Below are 21774 nucleotides of genomic sequence, written 5' to 3' on the forward strand. Positions count from 1 at the left end.
CATCGCAGGCAAGCCAGCTCCTACATTTGATTGGGTGTTACTTCAGGGCGGCCATGATTGCTTCGGGGTTGTAGTCGCGAATCAAGGTGCCGTTCACGTCCACAAACGGAATCCCGCCACCGCCCAGCGCCTCATACGCCTTGCGCGCCTTGGCATCCTTTTCGATATCGACGGCTTGGTACGGGATACCCTTCTGGTCCAGAAAACGCCGGATCTGCTTGCAGTACCCACACCACTCGGTGGCATAGAGCACCACCCGCGCAGAGGCACGTACGCGCTCGGGCGCCACCTGGGACGGGTTGAACAGCCGCTCCACCTTGCCCCAGTTCTGGATCGCAACCACCACCAGCAATACCAGCAGGACTTTCTTGAGCACCCCGCCCAGCATCAGTTACGGCGCTTGAGCTGGTCGGTCAGTTGGGTCGGCAGGCCCTTGATGATCAAGGTGCCGGCGGCTTCGTCGTACTCGATCTTGTCGCCCAGCAGGTGCGCTTCAAAGCTGATGGACAGGCCCTCGGCGCGCCCGGTGAAGCGGCGGAACTGGTTGAGGGTGCGTTTGTCGGCCGGAATCTCCGGCGACAGGCCGTAATCCTTGTTGCGGATATGGTCGTAGAAGGCTTTTGGCCGGTCTTCATCGATCAGGCCCGAGAGCTCTTCCAGGCCCATGGGTTCGCCGAGCTTGGCTTGGCTGCTGGCGTAGTCCACCAGGGTCTTGGTTTTCTCGCGGGCGGACTCGTCGGGCAGGTCTTCGCTCTCGACGAAGTCACTGAACGCCTTGAGCAGGGTGCGGGTTTCGCCCGGGCCGTCGACGCCTTCCTGGCAGCCGATAAAGTCGCGGAAGTACTCCGAGACCTTCTTGCCGTTCTTACCCTTGATAAAGGAGATGTACTGCTTGGACTGCTTGTTGTTCTGCCACTCGGAGACGTTGATACGCGCCGCCAGGTGCAACTGGCCCAGGTCCAGGTGGCGCGAGGACGTCACGTCCAGCTCGTCGGTCACCGCCACGCCTTCGCTGTGGTGCAGCAGGGCGATGGCCAGGTAGTCGGTCATGCCTTGCTGGTAATGGGCAAACAGCACATGGCCGCCGGTGGAGAGGTTGGATTCCTCCATCAGCTTTTGCAGGTGCTCTACCGCTGTGCGGCTGAAGGTGGTGAAGTCCTGGCCACCGTCAAAGTATTCCTTCAACCAACCGCTGAACGGGTGCGCGCCGGACTCGGCATGGAAGAAACCCCAGGCCTTGCCTTGTTTGGCGTTGTAGCTCTCGTTGAGGTCGGCAAGCATGTTCTCGATGGCGGCGGACTCGGACAGCTCCGAGTCGCGGGCGTGAAGAACTGCGGGTGTGCCGTCGGGTTTTTTGTCGATCAGGTGGACGATGCAATGACGGATCGGCATAGGCTTCTCGGCTGGTTGAAGGGGAGCGGTTGGCCTCCCCGAAAAGTCGCCCAGTGTACCGCACCCATTGGTCAAGACGTGCCCCGAACGGCATTTTGCACGCCCTCCCACTGGCCATATGCCTTTTTTTCACGGTTTAGAGCGATAAAGCTGACCAAATGGGTATGTTGAGGCGGATATTTCCCCGTCTCTGTGCTAGTTTTGCCCCGTCTTACGCCAAGTCTCGGCGTTAAGCGTGCATTCAGCATTTGTCAGGTCGAACCAATCCCCGTTTCAAGCATCTATAACCCCGATCTCCGTGGTTATGGCCGGGGATGCCAGGCCATGACGGTCGGGCTCGACGGCTGACACTGCACTCTGCAATCCATATGAATTTGATAGGGAAGGAACACCACAATGGCTATTACTAAAGACCAACTGATCGCTGACCTGGCTGAAGCAGTAGACGCACCGAAAACTACCGTGCGCGCTCTGCTGGACCAACTGAGCCAAGTTGTTGCTGATCAGCTGGAAAATGGCGGCGAAATCACTCTGCCAGGCGTTGGCAAACTGAAAGTGACCGAGCGTCCTGCCCGTACTGGCCGTAACCCTTCGACTGGCGCTGCCATCGAAATCGCTGCCAAGAAAGTTATCAAGCTGGTTGTGGCTAAAGGCCTGACCGACGCTGTTAACAAGTAAGACGCAGCAAAAAAACCGTGCTTCGGAGTGATCCGGGCACGGTTTTTTATTGCCTGCGATTTTATTGTAGAGCGCGGTTATTGTGGCGAGGGAGCTTGCTCCCGCTGGGCAGCGCAGCGGCCCCAAAATCCTGGGAGCGCTGCGCACTCCAGCGGGAGCAAGCTCCCTCGCCACAATGATTCTTATCGAACCCAGCGCTGGCGCCAGATCTGCTGCTCGTTCTTGGTCTGGAATGTCCAGGCCACAAAGCGGCTCTGCTTCTGCCCTTGGGACATCTCCACCACCTGGCTTTCCAGCACGCCGGCTTTTTTCAGCGCGGTTTCGATCGCCGGCAGGTTGGACGCTTTGGACACCAGGGTGCTGAACCACAGCACTTTATGCGCAAAATGCGCGCTCTCGGCGATCAGTTGCGTCACAAATCGCGCTTCGCCACCTTCACACCACAGTTCGGCCGATTGACCACCGAAGTTGAGCACCGGCAACTTGCGTTTCGGGTCGGCCTTGCCCAAGGCGCGCCATTTACGCTCGCTGCCTTTGGTGGCTTCGTCCATGGATGCATGGAACGGCGGGTTGCACATCGTAAGGTCAAAGCGCTCACCCGGCTCCAGCAGGCCCAACAGGATCTGCTTGGGGTTGGGTTGCTGGCGCAGCTGGATGACCTTGCTCAGGTCGTTGGACTGCACGATGGCCTTGGCGGCGGACACGGCGATCGGGTCGACCTCCGAGCCCAGGAAGTTCCAGCGGTACTCCATATAGCCAATCAGCGGGTACACGCAGTTGGCGCCCATACCGATGTCCAGCACCTTGACGATCGAGCCCCGCGGGATCTTGCCGTCGTTGACGCTGGCCAGCAGGTCGGCGAGGAAGTGCACGTAGTCGGCACGCCCCGGCACCGGCGGGCACAGGTAGTCGGCAGGGATGTCCCAATGCTGGATGCCATAGAACGACTTGAGCAGTGCCCGGTTGAACACCCGCACCGCATCCGGGCTGGCGAAGTCGATGCTCTCTTTGCCGTAGGGGTTGATGATCACGAACTGCGCCAGTTCCGGCGTGGTTTTGATCAGCGCCGGGAAGTCGTAACGGCCCGTGTGGCGGTTGCGCGGGTGCAGGGTGGCCTCTTTGCGCGGCGCGACGGGTTTGGCCGTGGCGGCGGTTTTAGGCTTCTTGCGCGGTGGTTTGGGCGTAGTGGGGGCGGTCATGATGATTCTGGTGTTGGCTCAATGTGGTGGGCATTGTCACACATTCCTGAACACAACTCGGTCAAATGTGGGAGCTGGCTTGCCTGCGATAGCATCACCTCGGTCTGCCTGATACACCGAGTCGTCAGTATCGCAGGCAAGCCAGCTCCCACAGGGATAGGGTTTTGATTGGGAAATGGTGTCGTTTTCCTGGACAAAAAAAAGAGGCCCGAAGGCCTCTTTCTCTACACGGTTTCCCCTTACAGGCTGGAAATCCGCGCATGTTGCTCCGCCAGCTTGCCCAAGGCCTGTTCAGCCTCGGCCAACTTGGCGCGTTCTTTCTCGATCACTTCAGCCGGCGCCTTGTCAACGAACGCCGCGTTGGACAGCTTGCCGCCCACTCGCTGCACTTCGCCTTGCAGACGCGCAATTTCCTTGTCGAGGCGGGCCAGTTCCGCGCCCTTGTCGATCAGGCCGGCCATCGGCACCAGCACTTCCATATCACCCACCAACGCGGTGGCAGACAACGGTGCTTCGGCATCGGCAGCCAATACGGTGATCGACTCCAGCTTGGCCAGCTTCTTGAGCAGCGCATCGTTCTCGCTGAGGCGACGCTGGTCTTCGGCACTGGCGTTCTTGACGAACACGGCCAGCGGCTTGCCCGGACCGATGTTCATCTCGGCGCGGATGTTACGTGTGCCGAGCATCAGAGTCTTGAGCCATTCGATATCGCTTTCGGCGGCCTCATCGATGCGCGCTTCGTTGGCCACCGGCCAAGGTTGCAGCATGATGGTCTTGCCTTCGATACCGGCCAGCGGCGCCAGGCGCTGCCAGATTTCTTCGGTGATGAACGGCATGAACGGGTGCGCCAGGCGCAACGCCACTTCCAGCACGCGCACCAGGGTGCGACGGGTGCCGCGCTGGCGTTCGACCGGCGCGTTTTCGTCCCACAGTACCGGCTTGGACAGTTCCAGGTACCAGTCGCAATACTGGTTCCAGATGAACTCGTACAGGGCCTGTGCGGCCAGGTCGAAACGGAACTGGTCGAGCTGGCGGGTCACTTCGGCTTCGGTGCGCTGCAACTGCGAGATGATCCAGCGATCCGCCAGGCTCAGCTCATAGGCTTCGCCGTTCTGGCCGCAGTCTTCGCCTTTGTCCAGCACGTAGCGCGCCGCGTTCCAGATCTTGTTGCAGAAGTTGCGATAGCCTTCGACGCGGCCCATGTCGAACTTGATGTCGCGACCGGTGGAGGCCAGCGAGCAGAAGGTGAAGCGCAGGGCGTCGGTGCCGTAGCTGGCGATGCCGTCGGCGAATTCGTCGCGGGTCTGCTTCTCGATCTTTTTCGCCAGTTTCGGCTGCATCAGGCCCGAGGTGCGTTTCTGCACCAGGGTTTCCAGGTCGATGCCGTCGATGATGTCCAGCGGGTCCAGGACGTTGCCCTTGGACTTGGACATCTTCTGGCCCTGGCCGTCGCGTACCAGGCCGTGTACGTACACGGTCTTGAACGGTACCTGCGGGGTGCCGTCTTCGTTCTTCACCAGGTGCATGGTGAGCATGATCATCCGGGCAACCCAGAAGAAAATGATGTCGAAGCCGGTGACCAGCACGTCGGTGGAGTGGAATTTCTTCAGGAACTCGGTCTGCTGCGGCCAGCCCAGGGTGGAGAAGGTCCACAGGCCCGAACTGAACCAGGTGTCCAGTACGTCGTTGTCCTGTTGCAGCGCGATGTCCGCGCCGAGGTTGTGCTTGGCACGTACTTCGGCTTCGTCGCGGCCTACATAGACCTTGCCCGATTCGTCGTACCAGGCCGGAATACGGTGGCCCCACCACAGCTGACGGCTGATGCACCAGTCCTGGATGTCGCGCATCCACGAGAAGTACATGTTTTCGTACTGTTTAGGCACGAACTGGATACGGCCATCTTCCACGGCGGCAATCGCAGGTTCTGCCAGCGGCTTGGTGGACACGTACCACTGGTCGGTCAGCCACGGTTCGATCACGGTGCCGGAGCGGTCGCCCTTCGGCACTTTCAGGCCGTGGTCGTCAACGCTGACCAGCAAACCGGCGGCGTCGAAGGCAGCTACGATCTGCTTGCGCGCTTCAAAACGGTCGAGGCCTGCGTATTCGGCCGGGATCTTGCCGTCAATGCTGTCGTTGAGCGTGCCGTCCAGGTTGAACACCTGGCAGGTCGGCAATACGGCGGCATTCTTGTCGAAGATGTTCAGCAACGGCAGGTTGTGGCGCTTGCCGACTTCGTAGTCGTTGAAATCGTGGGCCGGGGTGATTTTCACGCAGCCGGTGCCGAATTCAGGGTCGCAATAGTCATCCGCGATGATCGGGATACGGCGGCCAACCAGTGGCAGTTCTACAAACTTGCCGATCAGCGCCTGGTAGCGCTCGTCGTTCGGGTTAACGGCGACGGCGGCATCGCCGAGCATGGTTTCCGGACGGGTGGTGGCGACGATCAGGTAATCATTACCTTCAGCGGTCTTGGCGCCGTCGGCCAGCGGGTACTTGAGGTTCCACAGGAAGCCTTTCTCGTCGTGGTTTTCCACTTCAAGGTCGGAAATGGCCGTGTGCAACTTGGTGTCCCAGTTGACCAGGCGCTTGCCGCGGTAGATCAGGCCGTCTTCATGCAAGCGCACGAAGGCTTCCTTAACGGCTTCGGACAGGCCGTCGTCCATGGTGAAGCGCTCGCGGCTCCAGTCTACGGACGAACCCAGGCGACGGATCTGACGGCTGATATTGCCGCCGGACTGGTCTTTCCATTCCCAGACTTTCTCCAGGAATTTCTCGCGACCCAGGTCGTGACGGTTCTGGCCGGTGGCTTCCAGTTGGCGTTCCACCAGCATCTGGGTGGCGATACCGGCGTGGTCGGTGCCCGGTTGCCACAGGGTGTCGCGACCCTGCATGCGGCGGAAGCGGATCAACGCATCCATGATCGCATTGTTGAAGCCATGGCCCATGTGCAGGCTGCCAGTGACGTTCGGTGGCGGAATCATGATGGTGTACGAGTCGCCCGCACCTTGTGGGGCGAAATAGTTCTCGGACTCCCAGGTGTTGTACCAGGAAGTTTCGATAGCGTGGGGCTGGTAGGTCTTATCCATGCGCGGCGGGACCCTAGTTGGCATTTATTCAGGAAAGCCGGCAAGTATAACGGGGGATAGGGGCGAGGGCGAGGCGAAGACGGTTAAGACCGATGCAGAATTAATGTGGGAGCTGGCTTGCCTGCGATGGCGGTGTTTCAGTCAGCATCTTCGGCGACTGATGCGCCGCCATCGCAGGCAAGCCAGCTCCCATAGGGGTCTATGCAAGGTTTAAGACTGGTATTGGCTGAGCAACCGCTCCATCCGCGCATCCATCCGACGCTTGATCTCGGCCTCGATATGCGGCGCAAAGTCATCGATCACATCCTGCATGATCAATTGCGCAGCGGCGCGCAGTTCGTTGTCCAGGTGCAGCAGCAGGGCGTCGGGGGCTTTTTCGGCGGCTGGAGCGGGTTCTGCAATCGCAGGTGCCGGCGCGGCAGGCTTGCCGCCGACCATGTCGAACAACAGCGGAATCTGTACCTCACCCTCGACCGTCTCGGTCAGCAGCGGCGGTTGCAGGTTGTCATCACCCAGCAACTGACGGATCGACTCCAGGTCGTCCAGCAGGTGTTCGTCTTTTTTCAGCGGGTTGGGAGTGTCCATCATGTACTCAAAGTCGTTGTAGCCGGTGATCTTGCAGAGGATAGCCCTGTTCACGGTAGAAACGGAAACTCTCCCGCGCAGCCTGACGAATAGCCGGGTCTTCCACTACCACTTCCGCCACACGGGCGAACGCTTGGGCAAAGGCCGGTACTTTCAGGTCGAGGTTGACCAGCAAGTCATGGTGATCGCCGCAATTGTCCCCCAAGCCCAGGACTACCAGGCTTTCAGGTTCGGATTCGGCGGGGCCGTGGGGCACGAAGCTTTCGCCCTTGAATCGCCACAGACGGGCATCAAGTTCTTCACGTTGGGCGGCATCGCTGCAGTGCAGGTAGATGCGATGGCCCATGCGCCAGGCTTTTTCAGTGAGTTTGCAGGCAAAGTCCAGGCGCGCGAGAGGATCGGCGCTGGGCAATATATAGAAGTCGACTTGGGGCATTGGAAATCCTGGGGCTGGCCTGGTTGCCCCTCTGTAGGAGCGAGCTTGCTGTGGCGAGCAAGCTTGCTTGCGCTGTGGTGCGCAGTGCCCCTAAAAAGCCGGGGACTGCTACGCAGTCAACGGGAGCAAGCTCCCTCGCCACAGCAAGCTCGCTCCTACAGAAGGGCCGGGGCCGCTTAAGCTTTGGCGCGATCCAGCAGGTATTGGGTCAGCAGGGGTACCGGACGGCCAGTGGCGCCCTTGTCCTTGCCGCCGCTGGTCCAGGCCGTGCCGGCGATGTCCAGGTGAGCCCAGTTGAAGTTCTTGGCAAAGCGCGACAGGAAGCAGGCCGCGGTGATGGTGCCGGCTTTCGGGCCACCGATGTTGGCGATGTCGGCGAACGGGCTATCGAGCTGTTCCTGGTACTCATCGAACAGCGGCAGTTGCCAGGCGCGGTCGTCGGCGGCCTTGCCGGCGCTGAGCAGTTGCTCGATCAGTTCGTCGTTATTGCCCAGCAGGCCCGAGGTGTGGGAACCCAAGGCAACGATGCACGCGCCGGTCAGGGTAGCGATGTCGATCACGGCCTGGGGCTTGAAGCGCTCGGCGTAGGTCAGGGCATCGCACAGCACCAGGCGGCCTTCGGCGTCGGTGTTGAGGATCTCCACAGTCTGGCCGCTCATGGTGGTGACGATATCGCCTGGGCGAGCCGCGCCGCCGCTCGGCATGTTCTCGGCACAGGCCAAAATGCACACCAGGTTGATCGGCAGCTTGAGTTCCAGCACGGCACGCAGGGTGCCGAACACGCTGGCGGCGCCGCCCATGTCGTACTTCATCTCGTCCATGCCGGCACCGGGCTTGAGGCTGATGCCGCCGGTATCGAAGGTGATGCCTTTACCTACCAGGGCGTAAGGCTTCTCGGACTTCTTGCCGCCGTTGTATTGCATCACGATCAGGCGTGGCGGCTGGTCGCTGCCCTGGCCCACGGCATAGAACGAGCCCATGCCCAGGTCCTTGATCTTCTTCTCGTCCAGCACTTCAACCTTCAGGCCCTTGAACTCTTTGCCCAATGCCTTGGCCTGTTCGCCCAGGAATGTCGGGTGGCAGATGTTCGGCGGCAGGTTGCCCAGGTCGCGAGTGAACGACATGCCGTTGGCGATGGCCTGGGCGTGGGTGACGGCGCGCTGGACTTCAGCCTGGGCGGCCTTGATGGTCAGCAGGGTGATTTTCTTCAGGGCGCGGGGTTCGGCTTTCTGGCTCTTGAACTGGTCGAAAATATAGCCGCCGTCCACCAGCGACTCGGCCAGCAGGCGGGTCTTACCGTAGCTGTCGCGGCCCTTGACCACGATTTCATCGAGCGCCAGCACCGCATCGCTGCCGCCCAGGCCCTTGAGGGTGGTGAGGATGCCACTGACGATCTTGCGAAACGGACGGTCGCCCAGTTCAGCATCCTTGCCCACGCCCACCAGCAAAACGCGCTCGGCTTTAAGGTTGGGCAGGCTCTGCAGCAACAGGCTCTGACCGACCTTGCCGGCCAGGTCGCCGCGCTTGAGCACTGCGCTGATAGCGCCGCCGCTCAGTTCATCCAGTTGCTTGGCGGCGACGCCGAGTGTGCGGCCTTCGCCGACAGCGACCACGAGGGTGGCGGTTTTCAACGTTTCGGGGCTAACGCTTTTTACAACCAATTCCATTTTCGGGTCCCTTATCAAGGTCTGTGAGCCGGGAGCTTGTACTCCGGCTTTAAAGCTCGGCAGCGTTGTAAACCGCCAGCGACAAAGGCCGCAGTTTGAACCTCGCCAACGGAGCCTGACAACCCTTGGCGCATGCTTTGTGCGTGCGCATGAGTAAGCTCCGTGACAGGCGCGGTCAATCACAGGATAATGCGCCATCTTTTTAGCCGGCCCGTGGTAAACGGGTCGACTCGGTATGCTTGCTTGTTTGGCCGCCTTAGCCTGACAACCCTGGAGTGTCTGGTTTGATTGTCTTCCGTTATCTGTCCCGCGAAGTCCTGTTGACCCTGAGTGCCGTGAGTGCGGTGTTGCTGGTCATCATCATGAGTGGTCGTTTCGTCAAGTTCCTGGCCCAAGCCGCCGCTGGCGCCCTGGATCCGGGCTCACTGTTCCTGATCATGGGCTACCGGATGCCCGGCATGCTCCAGTTGATCCTGCCGCTTGGCCTGTTTCTCGGCATATTGCTGGCCTATGGCCGGCTGTACCTGGAAAGCGAGATGACCGTGCTGTCGGCCACCGGCATGAGCCAGCAGCGCCTGCTGGCCATGACCATGGTGCCTGCCGCCGGTGTTGCCCTGGTGGTGGCCTGGTTGAGCATGAGCCTGGCGCCCCAGGGGGCCATGCAGTTCCAGCTGCTGCTGAACAAGCAGGATGCGATGACTGAGTTCGACACCCTCGAGCCCGGTCGCTTCCAGTCGCTCAGCGACGGTTCGCGGGTGACCTACACCGAAACCATGACCGACGACCGCTCCAACCTTGGCGGCGTGTTCATCTCCCAGAAGAACCTCGGTCAGAACCAGAAGGATCGGGGTATTTCGATCCTGGTGGCCGACAGCGGTCGCCAGGAAATCCGCCCCGATGGCAATCGCTACCTGATCCTGGAAAACGGCTACCGCTACGACGGCAGCCCTGGCCTGGCGGATTATCGGGCGATCAAGTACGACACCTATGGCGTCATGCTGCCCAAGGCCGAGATCAGTGACGAGGTCACCGACCGCGACGCACTGCCCACCTCATCGCTGTTCGGCAGCCCGGAGTTGCGCTCCATCGCCGAGTTGCAATGGCGCCTGTCCCTGCCGCTGCTGGTGTTTATCGTGACCCTGATGGCCGTGCCGCTGTCGCGCGTCAACCCGCGCCAAGGGCGTTTCCTCAAGTTGCTGCCGGCGATCCTGTTGTACATGGCCTACCTCACCATCCTGATTTCTGCCCGTGGTTCCCTGGAGAAGGGCAAGTTGCCGCCGGCCCTGGGCCTGTGGTGGGTGCACGGGGTTTTCCTGATGATCGGCCTGGGGCTGCTCTACTGGGAACCTATCCGTTTGAAAATGAAGAGCCGTCGTGGCCTGAAGGAGTTGGCCCGTGGCTAAGCTTGATCGCTACATCGGCATTAGCGTACTGATCGCCATCCTGGCGGTACTGGGCATCATCCTTGGCCTGGCCTTGCTGTTCGCCTTCATTGATGAAGTGGGCAACGTTACTGACACTTACACAGTCACGGACGTGCTGAGCTACGTCGCACTGACCGCGCCGCGCCGCCTCTACGACATGATGCCAATGGCCGCGCTGATTGGCTGTCTTATCGGCCTGGGCACCCTGGCCAGCAACAGCGAGCTGACCATCATGCGCGCCGCCGGGGTTTCCATCGGCCGTATCGTCTGGGCGGTGATGAAGCCGATGCTGCTGCTGATGGCCTGCAGTGTGCTGATCGGTGAATACGTCGCGCCACCGGCCGAAGCCACCGCCCAGGCCAATCGCGCCCTGGCCCAGGGTTCGGGCGATGCGCAAAGCGCCAAGCACGGCCTGTGGCACCGCCAGGGTGACGAGTTCATCCACATCAACGCCGTGCAACCGGGTGGCCTGTTGATCGGGGTGACCCGCTACACCTTCGACAAAGAACGGCACATGTTGTCGTCCAGCTTCGCCAAGCGCGCGCAGTACAGTGGCGAGCAATGGCAACTGAGCGACGTCACCACCACGCACTTCCGTAACGTGGGCCAGGGCACCCAGTCCAGCACCGAAGTGGTCAACGTGCCGACCGAACAGTGGGATATCGCCCTCAAGCCGGAGTTGCTCAACACCGTGGTCATGGTGCCGGAAGCCCTGCCGATCTCCGGTTTGTGGAGCTATATCCACTACCTCAAGGAGCAGGGTTTGAACAATGGCCGCTACTGGCTGGCGTTCTGGGTGAAAGTCTTGCAGCCGGTGGTTACCGCGGCCTTGGTGTTGATGGCGATCTCCTTCATTTTCGGGCCATTGCGTTCCGTGACCCTGGGCCAACGGGTATTTACCGGCGTGCTGGTGGGCTTCACCTTCCGCATCGCCCAGGACTTGCTTGGGCCGTCGAGCCTGGTATTCGGCTTCTCGCCGCTGTTTGCGGTGCTGGTGCCAACAGCTATTTGTGCCGTGGCCGGGTTCTGGCTGCTGCGCCGGGCGGGTTGAAGCCGCGCTCGCTAAATGCCACTCACTGTAGGAGCGAGCTTGCTCGCGAAAGTCTGCGAAACGCAGCGTTTATCCAGAATAAGCGCGTTATCGTTGGCGATTTTCGCGAGCGAGCTCGCTCCTACAGTTTTAAGCCCCATTAAAGTGGGGCTTTTTTGTATTGGTCAGCAAAGATGACGTCTGGCCTGAGCATCAGGTACAATTCCCGGCTATTTTTCAGCGGGCAATCTGCCTGCAGCCTTTTTGAGTGTTGATCCGTGAGTGATTTGAGTCATATCCGCAATTTCTCCATCATCGCCCACATTGACCATGGCAAGTCGACGCTGGCCGATCGATTTATCCAAATGTGCGGCGGCCTTGCCGAGCGTGAAATGGAAGCCCAGGTACTGGATTCCATGGACCTCGAACGCGAGCGCGGGATCACCATCAAGGCCCACAGCGTCACGCTGTACTACAAGGCCAAAGACGGCATTACTTACCAACTGAACTTCATTGACACCCCAGGCCACGTTGACTTCACCTACGAAGTCAGCCGTTCGCTGGCGGCCTGTGAAGGTGCGTTGCTGGTGGTCGATGCCGGCCAGGGCGTCGAGGCGCAGTCGGTTGCCAACTGCTACACCGCGATCGAGCAGGGCCTGGAAGTCATGCCCGTGCTCAATAAGATCGACCTGCCCCAGGCCGAGCCTGAGCGCGTCAAGGAAGAGATCGAGAAGATCATCGGCATCGACGCCACCGACGCCGTCACCTGCAGCGCCAAGACCGGCCTGGGTGTCGACGAAGTGCTCGAACGCCTGGTGCACACCATTCCCGCGCCGACCGGCAACTACGAAGATCCGCTGCAAGCGTTGATCATCGACTCCTGGTTCGACAACTACCTGGGCGTTGTTTCCCTGGTACGCGTGCGCCATGGCCGTGTGAAGAAGGGCGACAAGATCCTGGTCAAGTCCACTGGCAAGATCCACCTGGTGGACAGCGTCGGTGTATTCAACCCGAAACACACCGCGACCACTGATCTGAAAGCCGGTGAAGTAGGCTTCATCATCGCTGGCATCAAGGATATTCACGGTGCACCAGTGGGTGACACCCTGACCCTGAGCTCCACGCCAGACGTCGACGTGCTGCCTGGCTTCAAGCGCATCCAGCCACAGGTCTACGCCGGCCTGTTCCCGGTCAGCTCCGATGACTTCGAAGATTTCCGCGAAGCCCTGCAAAAACTGACCCTCAACGACTCGTCGTTGCAGTACACCCCGGAAAGCTCCGACGCCCTGGGCTTCGGCTTCCGTTGCGGGTTCCTGGGCATGCTGCACATGGAGATCATCCAGGAGCGCCTCGAGCGCGAATACGACCTGGACCTGATCACCACCGCGCCAACCGTTATTTTCGAGTTGCTGCTCAAAACCGGTGAAACGATTTACGTCGACAACCCCTCCAAGCTTCCGGACCTGTCGGCCATCGAAGACATGCGCGAGCCGATCGTGCGGGCCAATATCCTGGTACCGCAGGAACACTTGGGCAACGTCATTACCCTGTGCATCGAAAAACGTGGCGTGCAGCGCGACATGCTGTTCCTCGGTACCCAGGTACAAGTGACCTACGATATGCCGATGAACGAAGTGGTCCTGGACTTCTTCGACCGTCTCAAGTCCACCAGTCGCGGCTATGCTTCGCTGGACTACCATTTCGATCGTTACCAATCGGCTAATCTGGTGAAACTGGATGTGCTGATCAACGGCGACAAGGTAGATGCCTTGGCACTGATCGTGCACAAGGACAACGCGCACTACAAAGGTCGCCAACTGACCGAGAAGATGAAAGAACTGATTCCGCGCCAGATGTTCGACGTCGCGATCCAGGCCGCCATCGGCGGGCAGATCATTGCACGGACTTCCGTCAAGGCTCTCAGAAAGAACGTACTGGCCAAATGCTACGGCGGTGACGTAAGCCGTAAGCGCAAGCTGCTTGAGAAGCAAAAGGCCGGTAAAAAACGCATGAAGCAAGTAGGCAACGTGGAAGTTCCACAAGAAGCCTTCCTTGCGGTGCTCAGGTTGGATAGTTAGGTCCTATGTCACTAAATTTCCCGCTGTTGCTGGTCATTGCCGTTGCCGTCTGTGGTCTCCTGGCGTTGCTCGATCTGGTGTTCTTCGCCCCGCGTCGTCGGGCGGCCATCGCTTCCTATCAGGGCAGCGTCAGCCAGCCCGATGCGGTGGTGGTCGAGAAGCTGAACAAAGAGCCCTTGCTGGTTGAGTACGGCAAGTCGTTCTTCCCGGTGTTGTTCATCGTGCTGGTGCTGCGCTCGTTTCTGGTAGAGCCGTTCCAGATCCCTTCGGGGTCGATGAAACCCACCCTGGACGTGGGCGACTTCATCCTGGTGAACAAGTTTTCCTACGGCATTCGCCTGCCGGTGATCGACAAGAAAGTCATCCCGGTGGGTGACCCGCAGCGCGGCGATGTGATGGTGTTCCGCTACCCAAGCGACCCGAACGTCAACTACATCAAGCGAGTCGTCGGCCTGCCGGGCGACGTGGTGCGCTACACCAGCGACAAGCGCCTGTTCATCAATGGTGAGTCGGTGGCCGAGAAGCTGTTGGGCGCCGAGCCGAATACCTTGGGCAGCGCCGAGCTGTACCAGGAAAAACTCGGTGCGGTGGAGCACCAAATCCGCAAGGAAATGAGCCGCTACCGTGCGATGCCGGATGGCCAGTGGAAAGTGCCTGCCGGGCACTACTTCATGATGGGCGACAACCGGGACAACTCCAACGACAGCCGCTACTGGGATGACCCCAACATTCCCAAGGATCTGCTGGGCATGGTGCCGGACGAGAACATTGTCGGCAAAGCCTTCGCGGTCTGGATGAGTTGGCCGGAACCCAAGCTCAGCCACCTGCCGAACTTCTCGCGGGTCGGGCTGATCAAGTAATACAAGCGGCGCTGTGAACACAGCGCCGAATGCTTTTCTGGGGCTTGGACATTTTCCGATGCCCGGTACCCATCAGGATTTGAATTTGAACACTGCGTCAATCGTCGATGGCCGCCGGTGCCATCAACTAGATATGGATAAACCGTGACCGTTTCTCTAAGTCGTCTCGAGCGTCAGCTCGGCTACACCTTCAAGGACCAGGAATTGATGGTCCTTGCCCTCACACATCGCAGCTTTGCAGGGCGCAATAACGAGCGCCTGGAATTCCTCGGTGACGCTATCCTCAATTTCGCCGCCGGCGAGGCGCTGTTCGAGCGCTTCCCCCAAGCGCGAGAAGGCCAGCTTTCGCGTTTGCGCGCACGCCTTGTGAAAGGCGAGACCCTGGCCGTGCTGGCTCGAGGCTTTGGCCTGGGCGAGTACCTGCGGCTGGGTTCCGGTGAGTTGAAAAGCGGCGGTTTCCGTCGCGAGTCAATCCTGGCTGATGCGCTGGAAGCCTTGATCGGTGCGATCTACCTCGATGCAGGCATGGAGACGGCCAAGGAGCGCGTTGTCGCCTGGCTGGCCTCGGAAATCGAAAGCCTGACGCTGGTAGACACCAACAAGGATCCCAAGACCCGCCTGCAAGAGTACCTGCAGTCCCGCGGTTGCGAACTGCCACGCTACGAAGTGGTGGATATCCAGGGCGAGCCCCATTGCCGGGTGTTCTTCGTGGAATGTGAAATCACCTTATTGAACGAAAAAAGCCGAGGTCAGGGTGTGAGCCGTCGTATTGCCGAACAGGTAGCGGCCGCTGCAGCACTGATTGCCCTGGGCGTGGAGAATGGCCATGACTGATTCAACCGCAACACGCTGTGGCTATGTTGCCATCGTCGGCCGCCCGAACGTGGGCAAGTCCACGTTGCTCAACCACATCCTCGGCCAGAAGCTCGCGATCACCTCGCGCAAGCCCCAGACCACCCGCCACAACATGCTGGGCATCAAGACCGAAGGCAACGTGCAAGCGGTGTATGTCGATACTCCTGGCATGCACAAAGGCGGCGAGAAAGCCCTGAACCGCTACATGAACAAGACCGCCTCGGCCGCGTTGAAAGACGTCGACGTGGTGATCTTCGTGGTCGACCGCACCAAGTGGACCGACGAAGACCAGATGGTCCTCGAGCGTGTGCAATACGTGACCGGCCCGTTGATCGTCGCGCTGAACAAGACCGACCGTATCGAAGACAAAGCCGAGCTGATGCCGCACCTGACCTGGTTGCAGGAACAACTGCCGAACGCCCAGATCATGCCGATCTCGGCCCAGCACGGCCACAACCTCGAAGCCCTGGAGCGCGTGATCGCCGGTTACCTGCCGGAAAACGAGCACTTCTTCCCGGAAGACCAGATCACCGACCGCAGCAGCCGCTTCCTTGCCGCCGAACTGGTCCGCGAGAAAATCATGCGCCAGATGGGCGCCGAGCTGCCGTACCAGATCACCGTCGAAATCGAAGAGTTCAAGCAGCAGGGCAAGACCTTGCACATTCATGCGCTGATCCTCGTCGAACGCGACGGCCAGAAGAAAATCATCATTGGCGACAAGGGCGAGCGTATCAAGCGCATCGGCACCGAAGCGCGCAAGGACATGGAGCTGCTGTTCGACTCCAAGATCATGCTCAACCTGTGGGTGAAGGTTAAGGGTGGCTGGTCCGATGATGAGCGTGCGTTGCGCTCTCTGGGCTATGGCGACCTGTAACGGGTTGCACAGTGACTGGCGGGCTTGCTGTGGCGAGGGAGCTTGCTCCCGCTGGGCCGCGGAGCGGCCCCAACAAGGTCGACGAGGTTTTTCAGGTATAACTCGGTGGCTGCTAGAGGGGCTGCTTCGCAGCCCAGCGGGAGCAAGCTCCCCTCGCCACACAAGCGCTCTCCTTCTTTAGAGATTCCCCGTCTCATGTCGCAATCCCCACCCCCCAGCCAACCCGCCTACGTCCTGCACAGCCGCGCCTACCGCGAAACCAGTGCGTTGGTGGACTTCCTCACGCCCCAAGGCCGACTGCGCGCAGTCTTGCGCAGCGCACGGGGCAAGGCGGGTACCTTGGCGCGGCCGTTCGTGGCGCTGGACGTGGAGTTTCGCGGCAAGGGCGAGCTGAAAAACGTCGGCCGCCTGGAAAGCGTTGGCACCTCGGCCTGGCTGAATGGCGATGCGCTGTTCAGCGGCCTTTACCTCAATGAACTGCTGATTCGCCTGTTGCCCGCCGAAGACCCGCACCCGGCGGTCTTCGATCACTACGCTGCCACCTTGCTGGCCCTCGCTGAAGGCCGTCCGCTGGAACCGCTGCTGCGCGCTTTCGAATGGCGCTTGCTCGACGACCTTGGCTACGGCTTCGAACTGGCCAACGACCTGCACGGGGAGCCCATCGCCGCCGATGGCATGTATCGCCTGCAAGTCGATGCGGGGCTTGAGCGTGTGTACCTGCTGCAGCCCGGCCTGTTTCAGGGCACCGAACTGCTGGCCATGAGCGAAGCCGACTGGCACGCTCCCGGTGCGCTGTCCGCCGCCAAGCGCCTGATGCGCCAGGCCCTGGCCGTGCACCTGGGCGGACGGCCGCTGGTCAGTCGCGAGTTGTTTCGAAAGCCCTGACGTCCCCGTGTATGCTGTGCACCGATTCTTTCCCTTTTCAGGAGCGCTTCCGTGACCACCAGCAATCGCATTCTTCTTGGCGTCAACATCGACCACGTCGCCACCCTGCGCCAGGCCCGGGGCACCCGTTACCCTGACCCGGTCAAGGCCGCGCTGGACGCCGAAGAAGCGGGCGCCGACGGCATCACCGTGCACCTGCGCGAAGACCGCCGCCACATCCAGGAGCGCGATGTACTGCTGCTCAAGGACGTGCTGCAAACCCGCATGAACTTCGAAATGGGCGTGACCGAAGAAATGATGGCGTTCGCCGAGCGCATCCGCCCGGCGCATATCTGCCTGGTACCGGAAACCCGCCAGGAGTTGACCACCGAAGGCGGTCTCGACGTCGCGGGCCAGGAAGCGCGGATCAAGGCCGCGGTGGAGCGCCTGTCGCGGATCGGCAGCGAAGTCTCGCTATTTATCGATGCCGACGAGCGCCAGATCGAAGCCTCACGCCGTGTCGGCGCCCCGGCGATCGAGTTGCACACTGGTCGTTATGCCGATGCCACCACCCCGACCGAAGTGGCCGATGAGTTGCAACGCATCATTGACGGCGTGAACTGCGGGCTCAACGAAGGCTTGATCGTCAATGCCGGCCATGGCTTGCATTACCACAACGTCGAAGCCGTGGCTGCGATCAAGGGCATCAACGAACTGAATATCGGCCACGCCCTGGTGGCGCACGCGTTGTTTGTCGGTTTCAAAGGCGCAGTGGCCGAGATGAAAGCCCTGATTTTGGCTGCTGCCAAGCACTGATAAACAATGAAGATCAATGTGGGAGCTGGCTTGCCTGCGATAGCGGAGCGTCAGTTTACGTATTCGTAGCTGGCCCACTGCAATCGCAGGCAAGCCAGCTCCCACACGATGAGTCTTCGGTGTTTTCAATGTGCGGCAATGCGAAGCCTTACTGTTTAGCCGACGCAGGTGTATCGTATCAGCCCTTTGCGGGCCCTTGGCCTGCGGCAGATACGCGAGGTTGTTGTGTCCCGATCCTTTTCCCGTCGACAAATCCTGGGTGGTCTTGCTGGCCTGGCCGTAGTAGGCGTCGGTGCCGGCGGTGGCTACCGCTACTGGCTGGGGAAAGTCGCTGAGTCCGAGGCGGGGCACGATTACGAGCTGATCGCCGCGCCCCTGGACGTAGAGTTGGTACCGGGGCACAAGACCCAGGCCTGGGCGTTCGGCCCATCGGCGCCGGGCACCGAGTTGCGGGTGCGCCAAGGCGAATGGCTGCGGGTGCGCTTTATCAACCATCTGCCGGTCGCCACCACCATCCACTGGCACGGCATCCGCCTGCCGCTGGAAATGGACGGCGTGCCCTACGTCTCGCAATTGCCGGTGCTGCCTGGCGAATACTTCGACTACAAATTCCGCGTGCCCGATGCCGGCAGCTACTGGTATCACCCTCACGTGAGCAGCAGCGAAGAACTCGGCCGTGGCCTCGTCGGCCCGTTGATCGTGGAAGAGCGCGAACCCACCGGTTTCCAGTACGAGCGCACCTTGAGCCTGAAGAACTGGCACATCGACGAAGAGGGCGCATTTGTCGAGTTCAGCATCCCCCGTGAAGCGGCGCGTGGCGGCACGGCCGGGCGCCTCTCGACTATCAACGGCGTGCCCCAGGCGGTGATCGACCTGCCGGCTGGGCAAATCACCCGCGTGCGCCTACTCAACCTCGACAACACCCTGACTTATCGCCTCAATATTCCTGGCGTCGAAGCGCAGATCTATGCCCTGGACGGTAACCCCATCGAGCCGCGCCCGTTGGGCAAGGAATATTGGCTGGGCCCGGGCATGCGCATTTGCCTGGCGATCAAGGCGCCACCGGCGGGCGAAGAACTGTCGCTGCGCAACGGCCCGGTGCGCCTTGGCACCTTCCGCTCTGTCGCCAATACCGACGCGCCTACCGCATGGCCACCGGCATTGCCGGCCAACCCGGTTGCCGAGCCAGACCTGGCCAATGCCGAGAAACTCAACTTCAATTTCGAATGGGTCGGTTCAGTGTCGGTCAATGTCGAAAACGGCAAGCCGCCGAGCCTGTGGCAGATCAACGGCCAGGCCTGGGACATCACCGACAAGACCTGCGCCGACCGCCCCATTGCCAAGCTGGAGAAGGGCAAGAGCTACATTTTCGAATTGAAGAACATGACCCAGTACCAGCACCCGATCCACCTGCACGGCATGAGCTTCAAGGTGCTTGCGTCAAACCGCCACAAGGTGATCCCGTATTTCACCGACACCTACCTGCTGGGCAAGAACGAACGCGCCCGCGTGGCCTTGGTGGCGGATAACCCAGGGGTGTGGATGTTCCATTGCCATGTGATCGACCACATGGAAACCGGCCTGATGGCCGCCATCGAGGTGGCGTGATGCGCCAGATTCGTCCCGCCGCGATTATCGACCGCAGCCGCGACCAGGACTTTATGCGCGAAGCCCTGGCGCTCGCCGCCCAAGGCGCTGCATTGGGCGAAGTGCCGGTGGGTGCGGTGCTGGTGCAGGGCGGTGAAATCATCGGCCGCGGCTTCAACTGCCCCATCAGTGGCAACGACCCCAGCGCCCATGCCGAAATGGTCGCGATCCGCGCCGCTGCTCAGGCGATCAGCAACTATCGGCTGGTGGGCAGCACGCTGTACGTGACGCTGGAACCGTGCAGCATGTGTGCCGGGCTGATCGTGCATTCGCGGGTGGCGCGGGTGGTGTATGGCGCGTTGGAGCCGAAGGCGGGCATCGTGCAAAGCCAGGGGCAGTTTTTTACCCAGGGTTTTCTTAACCATCGGGTGTTGTTTGAAGGCGGGGTATTGGCCGAGGAGTGTGGGGCTGTCCTGAGCGAGTTCTTCAAAGCCCGACGAGCTAAACCGTGATGATCGTTCCCACGCTCTGCGTGGGAACGCAGCACAGGACGCTCTGCGTCCCAAAGCGTGACGTAGAGCGTCTCAAGAGGCATTCCCACGCAGAGCGTGGGAACGATCATAGTGGTGTCATTTACGAGCGATGATCACCGCCCGCATCGGCGCCGGCAGCCCTTCAATGGTCTTGCTGTGATCCTCAGGGTCCAGGAAATCACTCAGCGACTGATACTTCATCCAGTGCGTCCCACGCTGCTCCTCAACCGTGGTCACGCTCACATCCACGCACCGCACATCACTGAACCCGGCCCGGCGCAGCCACAGCATCAACGCCGGTACCGACGGCAGGAACCACACGTTGCGCATCTGGGCGTAACGGTCTTCTGGCACCAGCACTTGTTGTTGGTCGCCTTCCACCACCAATGTTTCCAACACCAACTCGCCGCCCTTGACCAGGGTGTCCTTCAACGCCAGCAAATGCTCGATGGGCGAGCGGCGGTGGTAGAACACGCCCATGGAAAATACCGTGTCAAAGCCTTCCAGGTTCGCCGGCAAGTCTTCGAACGGTAACGGCAAGTGCCAGGCCTTGGGCTCGGACAAGTAGCGCTGCACCGCCTGGAACTGGCAGAAGAACAGCCAGTTGGGGTCCACGCCAATCACGCTGTCGGCCCCGGCGCCGAGCATGCGCCACATGTAGTAGCCGTTGCCGCAGCCCACATCGAGGATGCGCTTGCCTTTGAGGTCCAGGTGCGGCGCGACCCGCGACCACTTCCAGTCCGAACGCCACTCGGTGTCCACATGCACGCCGAACAGATGGAACGGGCCTTTGCGCCAGGGGCTCAGGCCCATCAGCGCCGTGTGCATCTGTTCGCGGGTGGCGTCGTCGCAATCGGTGTCCAGCACCAGGCCGTTGAGCAAATCTACGCTGTTGGGCTGGATCTTCGGCAGTGCATCCAAGGCGCTCTGCCAGCGCTCCAGGTCGCCATGGCCTTTTTCCATCTTGCTATCGAGCTGCGCTTGCAGGCCCTGGGCCCACACGGCCAGGGGAGTGCCGACCAGATGGCGGGCGAGGGGGGACAAATCAATCATGGCAAGGCAATCAACGAGGCAAAGTTAAGACACTGGAACCACGGCACGACTTTCGAGAACCCGGCCGCCAGCAGGCGTTCGCGGTGTTCTTCGAGGCTGTCGGGCTTCATGACGTTTTCGATGGCGCTGCGCTTCTGGGCGATTTCCAGCTCGCTGTAGCCGTTGGCGCGCTTGAAGGCGATATGCAGGTCGGTCAGCAGCGCGTGCTCTTCAACATCGTTAAAGCGCAGCTTTTCCGAGAGGATCAAGGCCCCGCCCGGCAGCAGCGCCTGGCGAATGCGCCCAAGCAACGCCAGGCGCTCCTGGGGGGCGATAAATTGCAGGGTGAAGTTCAGGGCCACCACCGAGGCGGGCTTGAATTGCAGGGCGAGAATATCGCCCTCGATCACCTCCACGGGCAGCAACTCCTGGAACATCGAGTCCTGGCCATTGAGGTATTCGCGACAGCGCTCGACCATCGCGGCGGAGTTATCCACGGCGATCACCCGGCAACCCTCGGTGCGTACATGGCGGCGCAGGGCTTGGGTCACGGCACCCAGGGAAGAGCCCAGGTCATACAGCACGCTACCCGGTTGGGCAAATTGCGCGGCCAGCACGCCGAGGTTCTCGACGATGGTGGGGTAACCCGGCACCGAGCGCTTGATCATGTCCGGGAACACCCGCACCACATCCTCGTTAAAGGCGAAGTCCGGCACCTGGGGCAGGGGCTGGGCGAATAGGCGATCGGGTTCTTTGCTCACGGTTGTTCCGGCGACGG

Annotated in this window: 20 protein-coding genes; 11 read left to right on the forward strand and 9 right to left on the reverse strand. The window is 60.9% G+C overall.

Annotated features, from left to right (window positions below; genetic code table 11):
* Positions 1-37: 37 nt before the first annotated feature.
* Together ACP7CZ_RS04330 and yejK are read right to left on the reverse strand one after the other, a co-directional pair.
* Positions 38-388, reverse strand: coding sequence for a glutaredoxin family protein (locus ACP7CZ_RS04330; RefSeq protein WP_054897748.1), 351 nt, complete (start codon positions 386-388; stop codon positions 38-40).
* On the reverse strand, positions 388-1392 hold the full coding sequence (gene yejK / locus ACP7CZ_RS04335) for a nucleoid-associated protein YejK (RefSeq protein ID WP_294163957.1): 1005 nt from the start codon (positions 1390-1392) through the stop codon (positions 388-390). The genes ACP7CZ_RS04330 and yejK overlap by 1 nt, the downstream gene beginning before the upstream one ends.
* A gap of 396 nt (positions 1393-1788) precedes the next feature.
* Here yejK and ACP7CZ_RS04340 point away from each other — a divergent pair, with 396 nt between their 5' ends.
* On the forward strand, positions 1789-2070 hold the full coding sequence (locus tag ACP7CZ_RS04340; RefSeq protein ID WP_003188840.1) for an HU family DNA-binding protein: 282 nt from the start codon (positions 1789-1791) through the stop codon (positions 2068-2070).
* 182 nt (positions 2071-2252) lie between these two features.
* Here ACP7CZ_RS04340 and rlmF read toward each other — a convergent pair whose 3' ends face one another.
* The 5 genes from rlmF to ACP7CZ_RS04365 form a co-directional block, all read right to left on the reverse strand.
* On the reverse strand, positions 2253-3269 hold the full coding sequence (rlmF, locus tag ACP7CZ_RS04345; protein ID WP_034128662.1) for a 23S rRNA (adenine(1618)-N(6))-methyltransferase RlmF: 1017 nt from the start codon (positions 3267-3269) through the stop codon (positions 2253-2255).
* 239 nt (positions 3270-3508) lie between these two features.
* The gene (locus tag ACP7CZ_RS04350) at positions 3509-6355 is read right to left on the reverse strand and encodes a valine--tRNA ligase (protein ID WP_294164069.1); all 2847 of its coding nucleotides are present in this window, start codon (positions 6353-6355) and stop codon (positions 3509-3511) included.
* Between the two features lie 210 nt (positions 6356-6565).
* Entirely contained in the window at positions 6566-6940 is a 375-nt protein-coding gene (locus ACP7CZ_RS04355) for a hypothetical protein (RefSeq protein ID WP_057976113.1), read from the reverse strand.
* A gap of 7 nt (positions 6941-6947) precedes the next feature.
* Positions 6948-7376: a DNA polymerase III subunit chi gene (locus ACP7CZ_RS04360; protein ID WP_034128659.1), complete on the reverse strand. Its 429-nt coding sequence runs from the start codon at positions 7374-7376 to the stop codon at positions 6948-6950.
* 176 nt (positions 7377-7552) lie between these two features.
* A complete protein-coding gene (locus ACP7CZ_RS04365; protein WP_034128658.1) occupies positions 7553-9043 on the reverse strand; it encodes a leucyl aminopeptidase in 1491 nt (496 codons plus the stop codon).
* A 284-nt stretch (positions 9044-9327) separates the two neighbouring features.
* Between ACP7CZ_RS04365 and lptF the strand changes: the two genes are divergently transcribed.
* From lptF to tadA, 10 genes are all read left to right on the forward strand, one after another.
* Entirely contained in the window at positions 9328-10446 is a 1119-nt protein-coding gene (lptF, locus tag ACP7CZ_RS04370) for an LPS export ABC transporter permease LptF (protein ID WP_034128657.1), read from the forward strand.
* Complete coding sequence (gene lptG / locus ACP7CZ_RS04375; RefSeq protein ID WP_003188851.1) at positions 10439-11518, forward strand: LPS export ABC transporter permease LptG; 1080 nt, start codon at positions 10439-10441, stop codon at positions 11516-11518. The genes lptF and lptG overlap by 8 nt, the downstream gene beginning before the upstream one ends.
* 257 nt (positions 11519-11775) lie before the next feature.
* Positions 11776-13575 (forward strand): translation elongation factor 4, encoded by a 1800-nt coding sequence (gene lepA / locus ACP7CZ_RS04380; protein ID WP_032877619.1) that lies wholly within the window; start codon positions 11776-11778, stop codon positions 13573-13575.
* A 5-nt stretch (positions 13576-13580) separates the two neighbouring features.
* Entirely contained in the window at positions 13581-14435 is an 855-nt protein-coding gene (gene lepB / locus ACP7CZ_RS04385) for a signal peptidase I (RefSeq protein ID WP_003188855.1), read from the forward strand.
* Positions 14436-14579: 144 nt separating this feature from the next.
* The gene (gene rnc, locus ACP7CZ_RS04390) at positions 14580-15269 is read left to right on the forward strand and encodes a ribonuclease III (protein ID WP_003188856.1); all 690 of its coding nucleotides are present in this window, start codon (positions 14580-14582) and stop codon (positions 15267-15269) included.
* On the forward strand, positions 15262-16164 hold the full coding sequence (gene era, locus ACP7CZ_RS04395; protein ID WP_005785147.1) for a GTPase Era: 903 nt from the start codon (positions 15262-15264) through the stop codon (positions 16162-16164). Before rnc ends, era begins: the two co-directional genes overlap by 8 nt.
* Before the next feature lie 195 nt (positions 16165-16359).
* Positions 16360-17049 carry a DNA repair protein RecO gene (gene recO, locus ACP7CZ_RS04400; protein WP_034128656.1) on the forward strand — a complete coding sequence of 230 codons (690 nt, stop codon included), beginning with the start codon at positions 16360-16362 and terminating at the stop codon, positions 17047-17049.
* 51 nt (positions 17050-17100) lie between these two features.
* Positions 17101-17844, forward strand: a complete 744-nt coding sequence (gene pdxJ / locus ACP7CZ_RS04405; RefSeq protein ID WP_003188860.1) for a pyridoxine 5'-phosphate synthase — start codon at positions 17101-17103, stop codon at positions 17842-17844.
* A 225-nt stretch (positions 17845-18069) separates the two neighbouring features.
* Positions 18070-19452 (forward strand): multicopper oxidase family protein, encoded by a 1383-nt coding sequence (locus ACP7CZ_RS04410; protein WP_034128713.1) that lies wholly within the window; start codon positions 18070-18072, stop codon positions 19450-19452.
* Complete coding sequence (tadA, locus tag ACP7CZ_RS04415) at positions 19452-19943, forward strand: tRNA adenosine(34) deaminase TadA (RefSeq protein WP_054897751.1); 492 nt, start codon at positions 19452-19454, stop codon at positions 19941-19943. Before ACP7CZ_RS04410 ends, tadA begins: the two co-directional genes overlap by 1 nt.
* A 117-nt stretch (positions 19944-20060) precedes the next feature.
* On the opposite strand, the gene cmoB is transcribed toward tadA, so the two are convergent.
* Both cmoB and cmoA read right to left on the reverse strand, forming a co-directional pair.
* On the reverse strand, positions 20061-21017 hold the full coding sequence (gene cmoB / locus ACP7CZ_RS04420) for a tRNA 5-methoxyuridine(34)/uridine 5-oxyacetic acid(34) synthase CmoB (protein WP_294164100.1): 957 nt from the start codon (positions 21015-21017) through the stop codon (positions 20061-20063).
* Positions 21014-21757: a carboxy-S-adenosyl-L-methionine synthase CmoA gene (gene cmoA / locus ACP7CZ_RS04425; RefSeq protein WP_014717080.1), complete on the reverse strand. Its 744-nt coding sequence runs from the start codon at positions 21755-21757 to the stop codon at positions 21014-21016. The genes cmoB and cmoA overlap by 4 nt, the downstream gene beginning before the upstream one ends.
* Positions 21758-21774: the final 17 nt, after the last annotated feature.

It is taken from the genome of Pseudomonas sp. DWP2-2, from assembly GCF_049897065.1.
GTDB lineage: Bacteria > Pseudomonadota > Gammaproteobacteria > Pseudomonadales > Pseudomonadaceae > Aquipseudomonas > Aquipseudomonas paracarnis.

What these genes read in the sequence shown, in the direction of transcription:
- ACP7CZ_RS04365 (WP_034128658.1), bottom strand. Translation starts at nt 9,043, where the DNA reads ATGGAATTGGTTGTAAAAAGCGTTAGCCCCGAAACGTTGAAAACCGCC.
- rlmF (WP_034128662.1), bottom strand. Translation starts at nt 3,269, where the DNA reads ATGACCGCCCCCACTACGCCCAAACCACCGCGCAAGAAGCCTAAAACC.
- cmoB (WP_294164100.1), bottom strand. Translation starts at nt 21,017, where the DNA reads ATGATTGATTTGTCCCCCCTCGCCCGCCATCTGGTCGGCACTCCCCTG.
- recO (WP_034128656.1), top strand. Translation starts at nt 16,360, where the DNA reads ATGTCGCAATCCCCACCCCCCAGCCAACCCGCCTACGTCCTGCACAGC.
- lepB (WP_003188855.1), top strand. Translation starts at nt 13,581, where the DNA reads ATGTCACTAAATTTCCCGCTGTTGCTGGTCATTGCCGTTGCCGTCTGT.
- ACP7CZ_RS04330 (WP_054897748.1), bottom strand. Translation starts at nt 388, where the DNA reads ATGCTGGGCGGGGTGCTCAAGAAAGTCCTGCTGGTATTGCTGGTGGTG.
- yejK (WP_294163957.1), bottom strand. Translation starts at nt 1,392, where the DNA reads ATGCCGATCCGTCATTGCATCGTCCACCTGATCGACAAAAAACCCGAC.
- ACP7CZ_RS04340 (WP_003188840.1), top strand. Translation starts at nt 1,789, where the DNA reads ATGGCTATTACTAAAGACCAACTGATCGCTGACCTGGCTGAAGCAGTA.
- ACP7CZ_RS04360 (WP_034128659.1), bottom strand. Translation starts at nt 7,376, where the DNA reads ATGCCCCAAGTCGACTTCTATATATTGCCCAGCGCCGATCCTCTCGCG.
- era (WP_005785147.1), top strand. Translation starts at nt 15,262, where the DNA reads ATGACTGATTCAACCGCAACACGCTGTGGCTATGTTGCCATCGTCGGC.
- ACP7CZ_RS04355 (WP_057976113.1), bottom strand. Translation starts at nt 6,940, where the DNA reads ATGGACACTCCCAACCCGCTGAAAAAAGACGAACACCTGCTGGACGAC.
- tadA (WP_054897751.1), top strand. Translation starts at nt 19,452, where the DNA reads ATGCGCCAGATTCGTCCCGCCGCGATTATCGACCGCAGCCGCGACCAG.
- ACP7CZ_RS04350 (WP_294164069.1), bottom strand. Translation starts at nt 6,355, where the DNA reads ATGGATAAGACCTACCAGCCCCACGCTATCGAAACTTCCTGGTACAAC.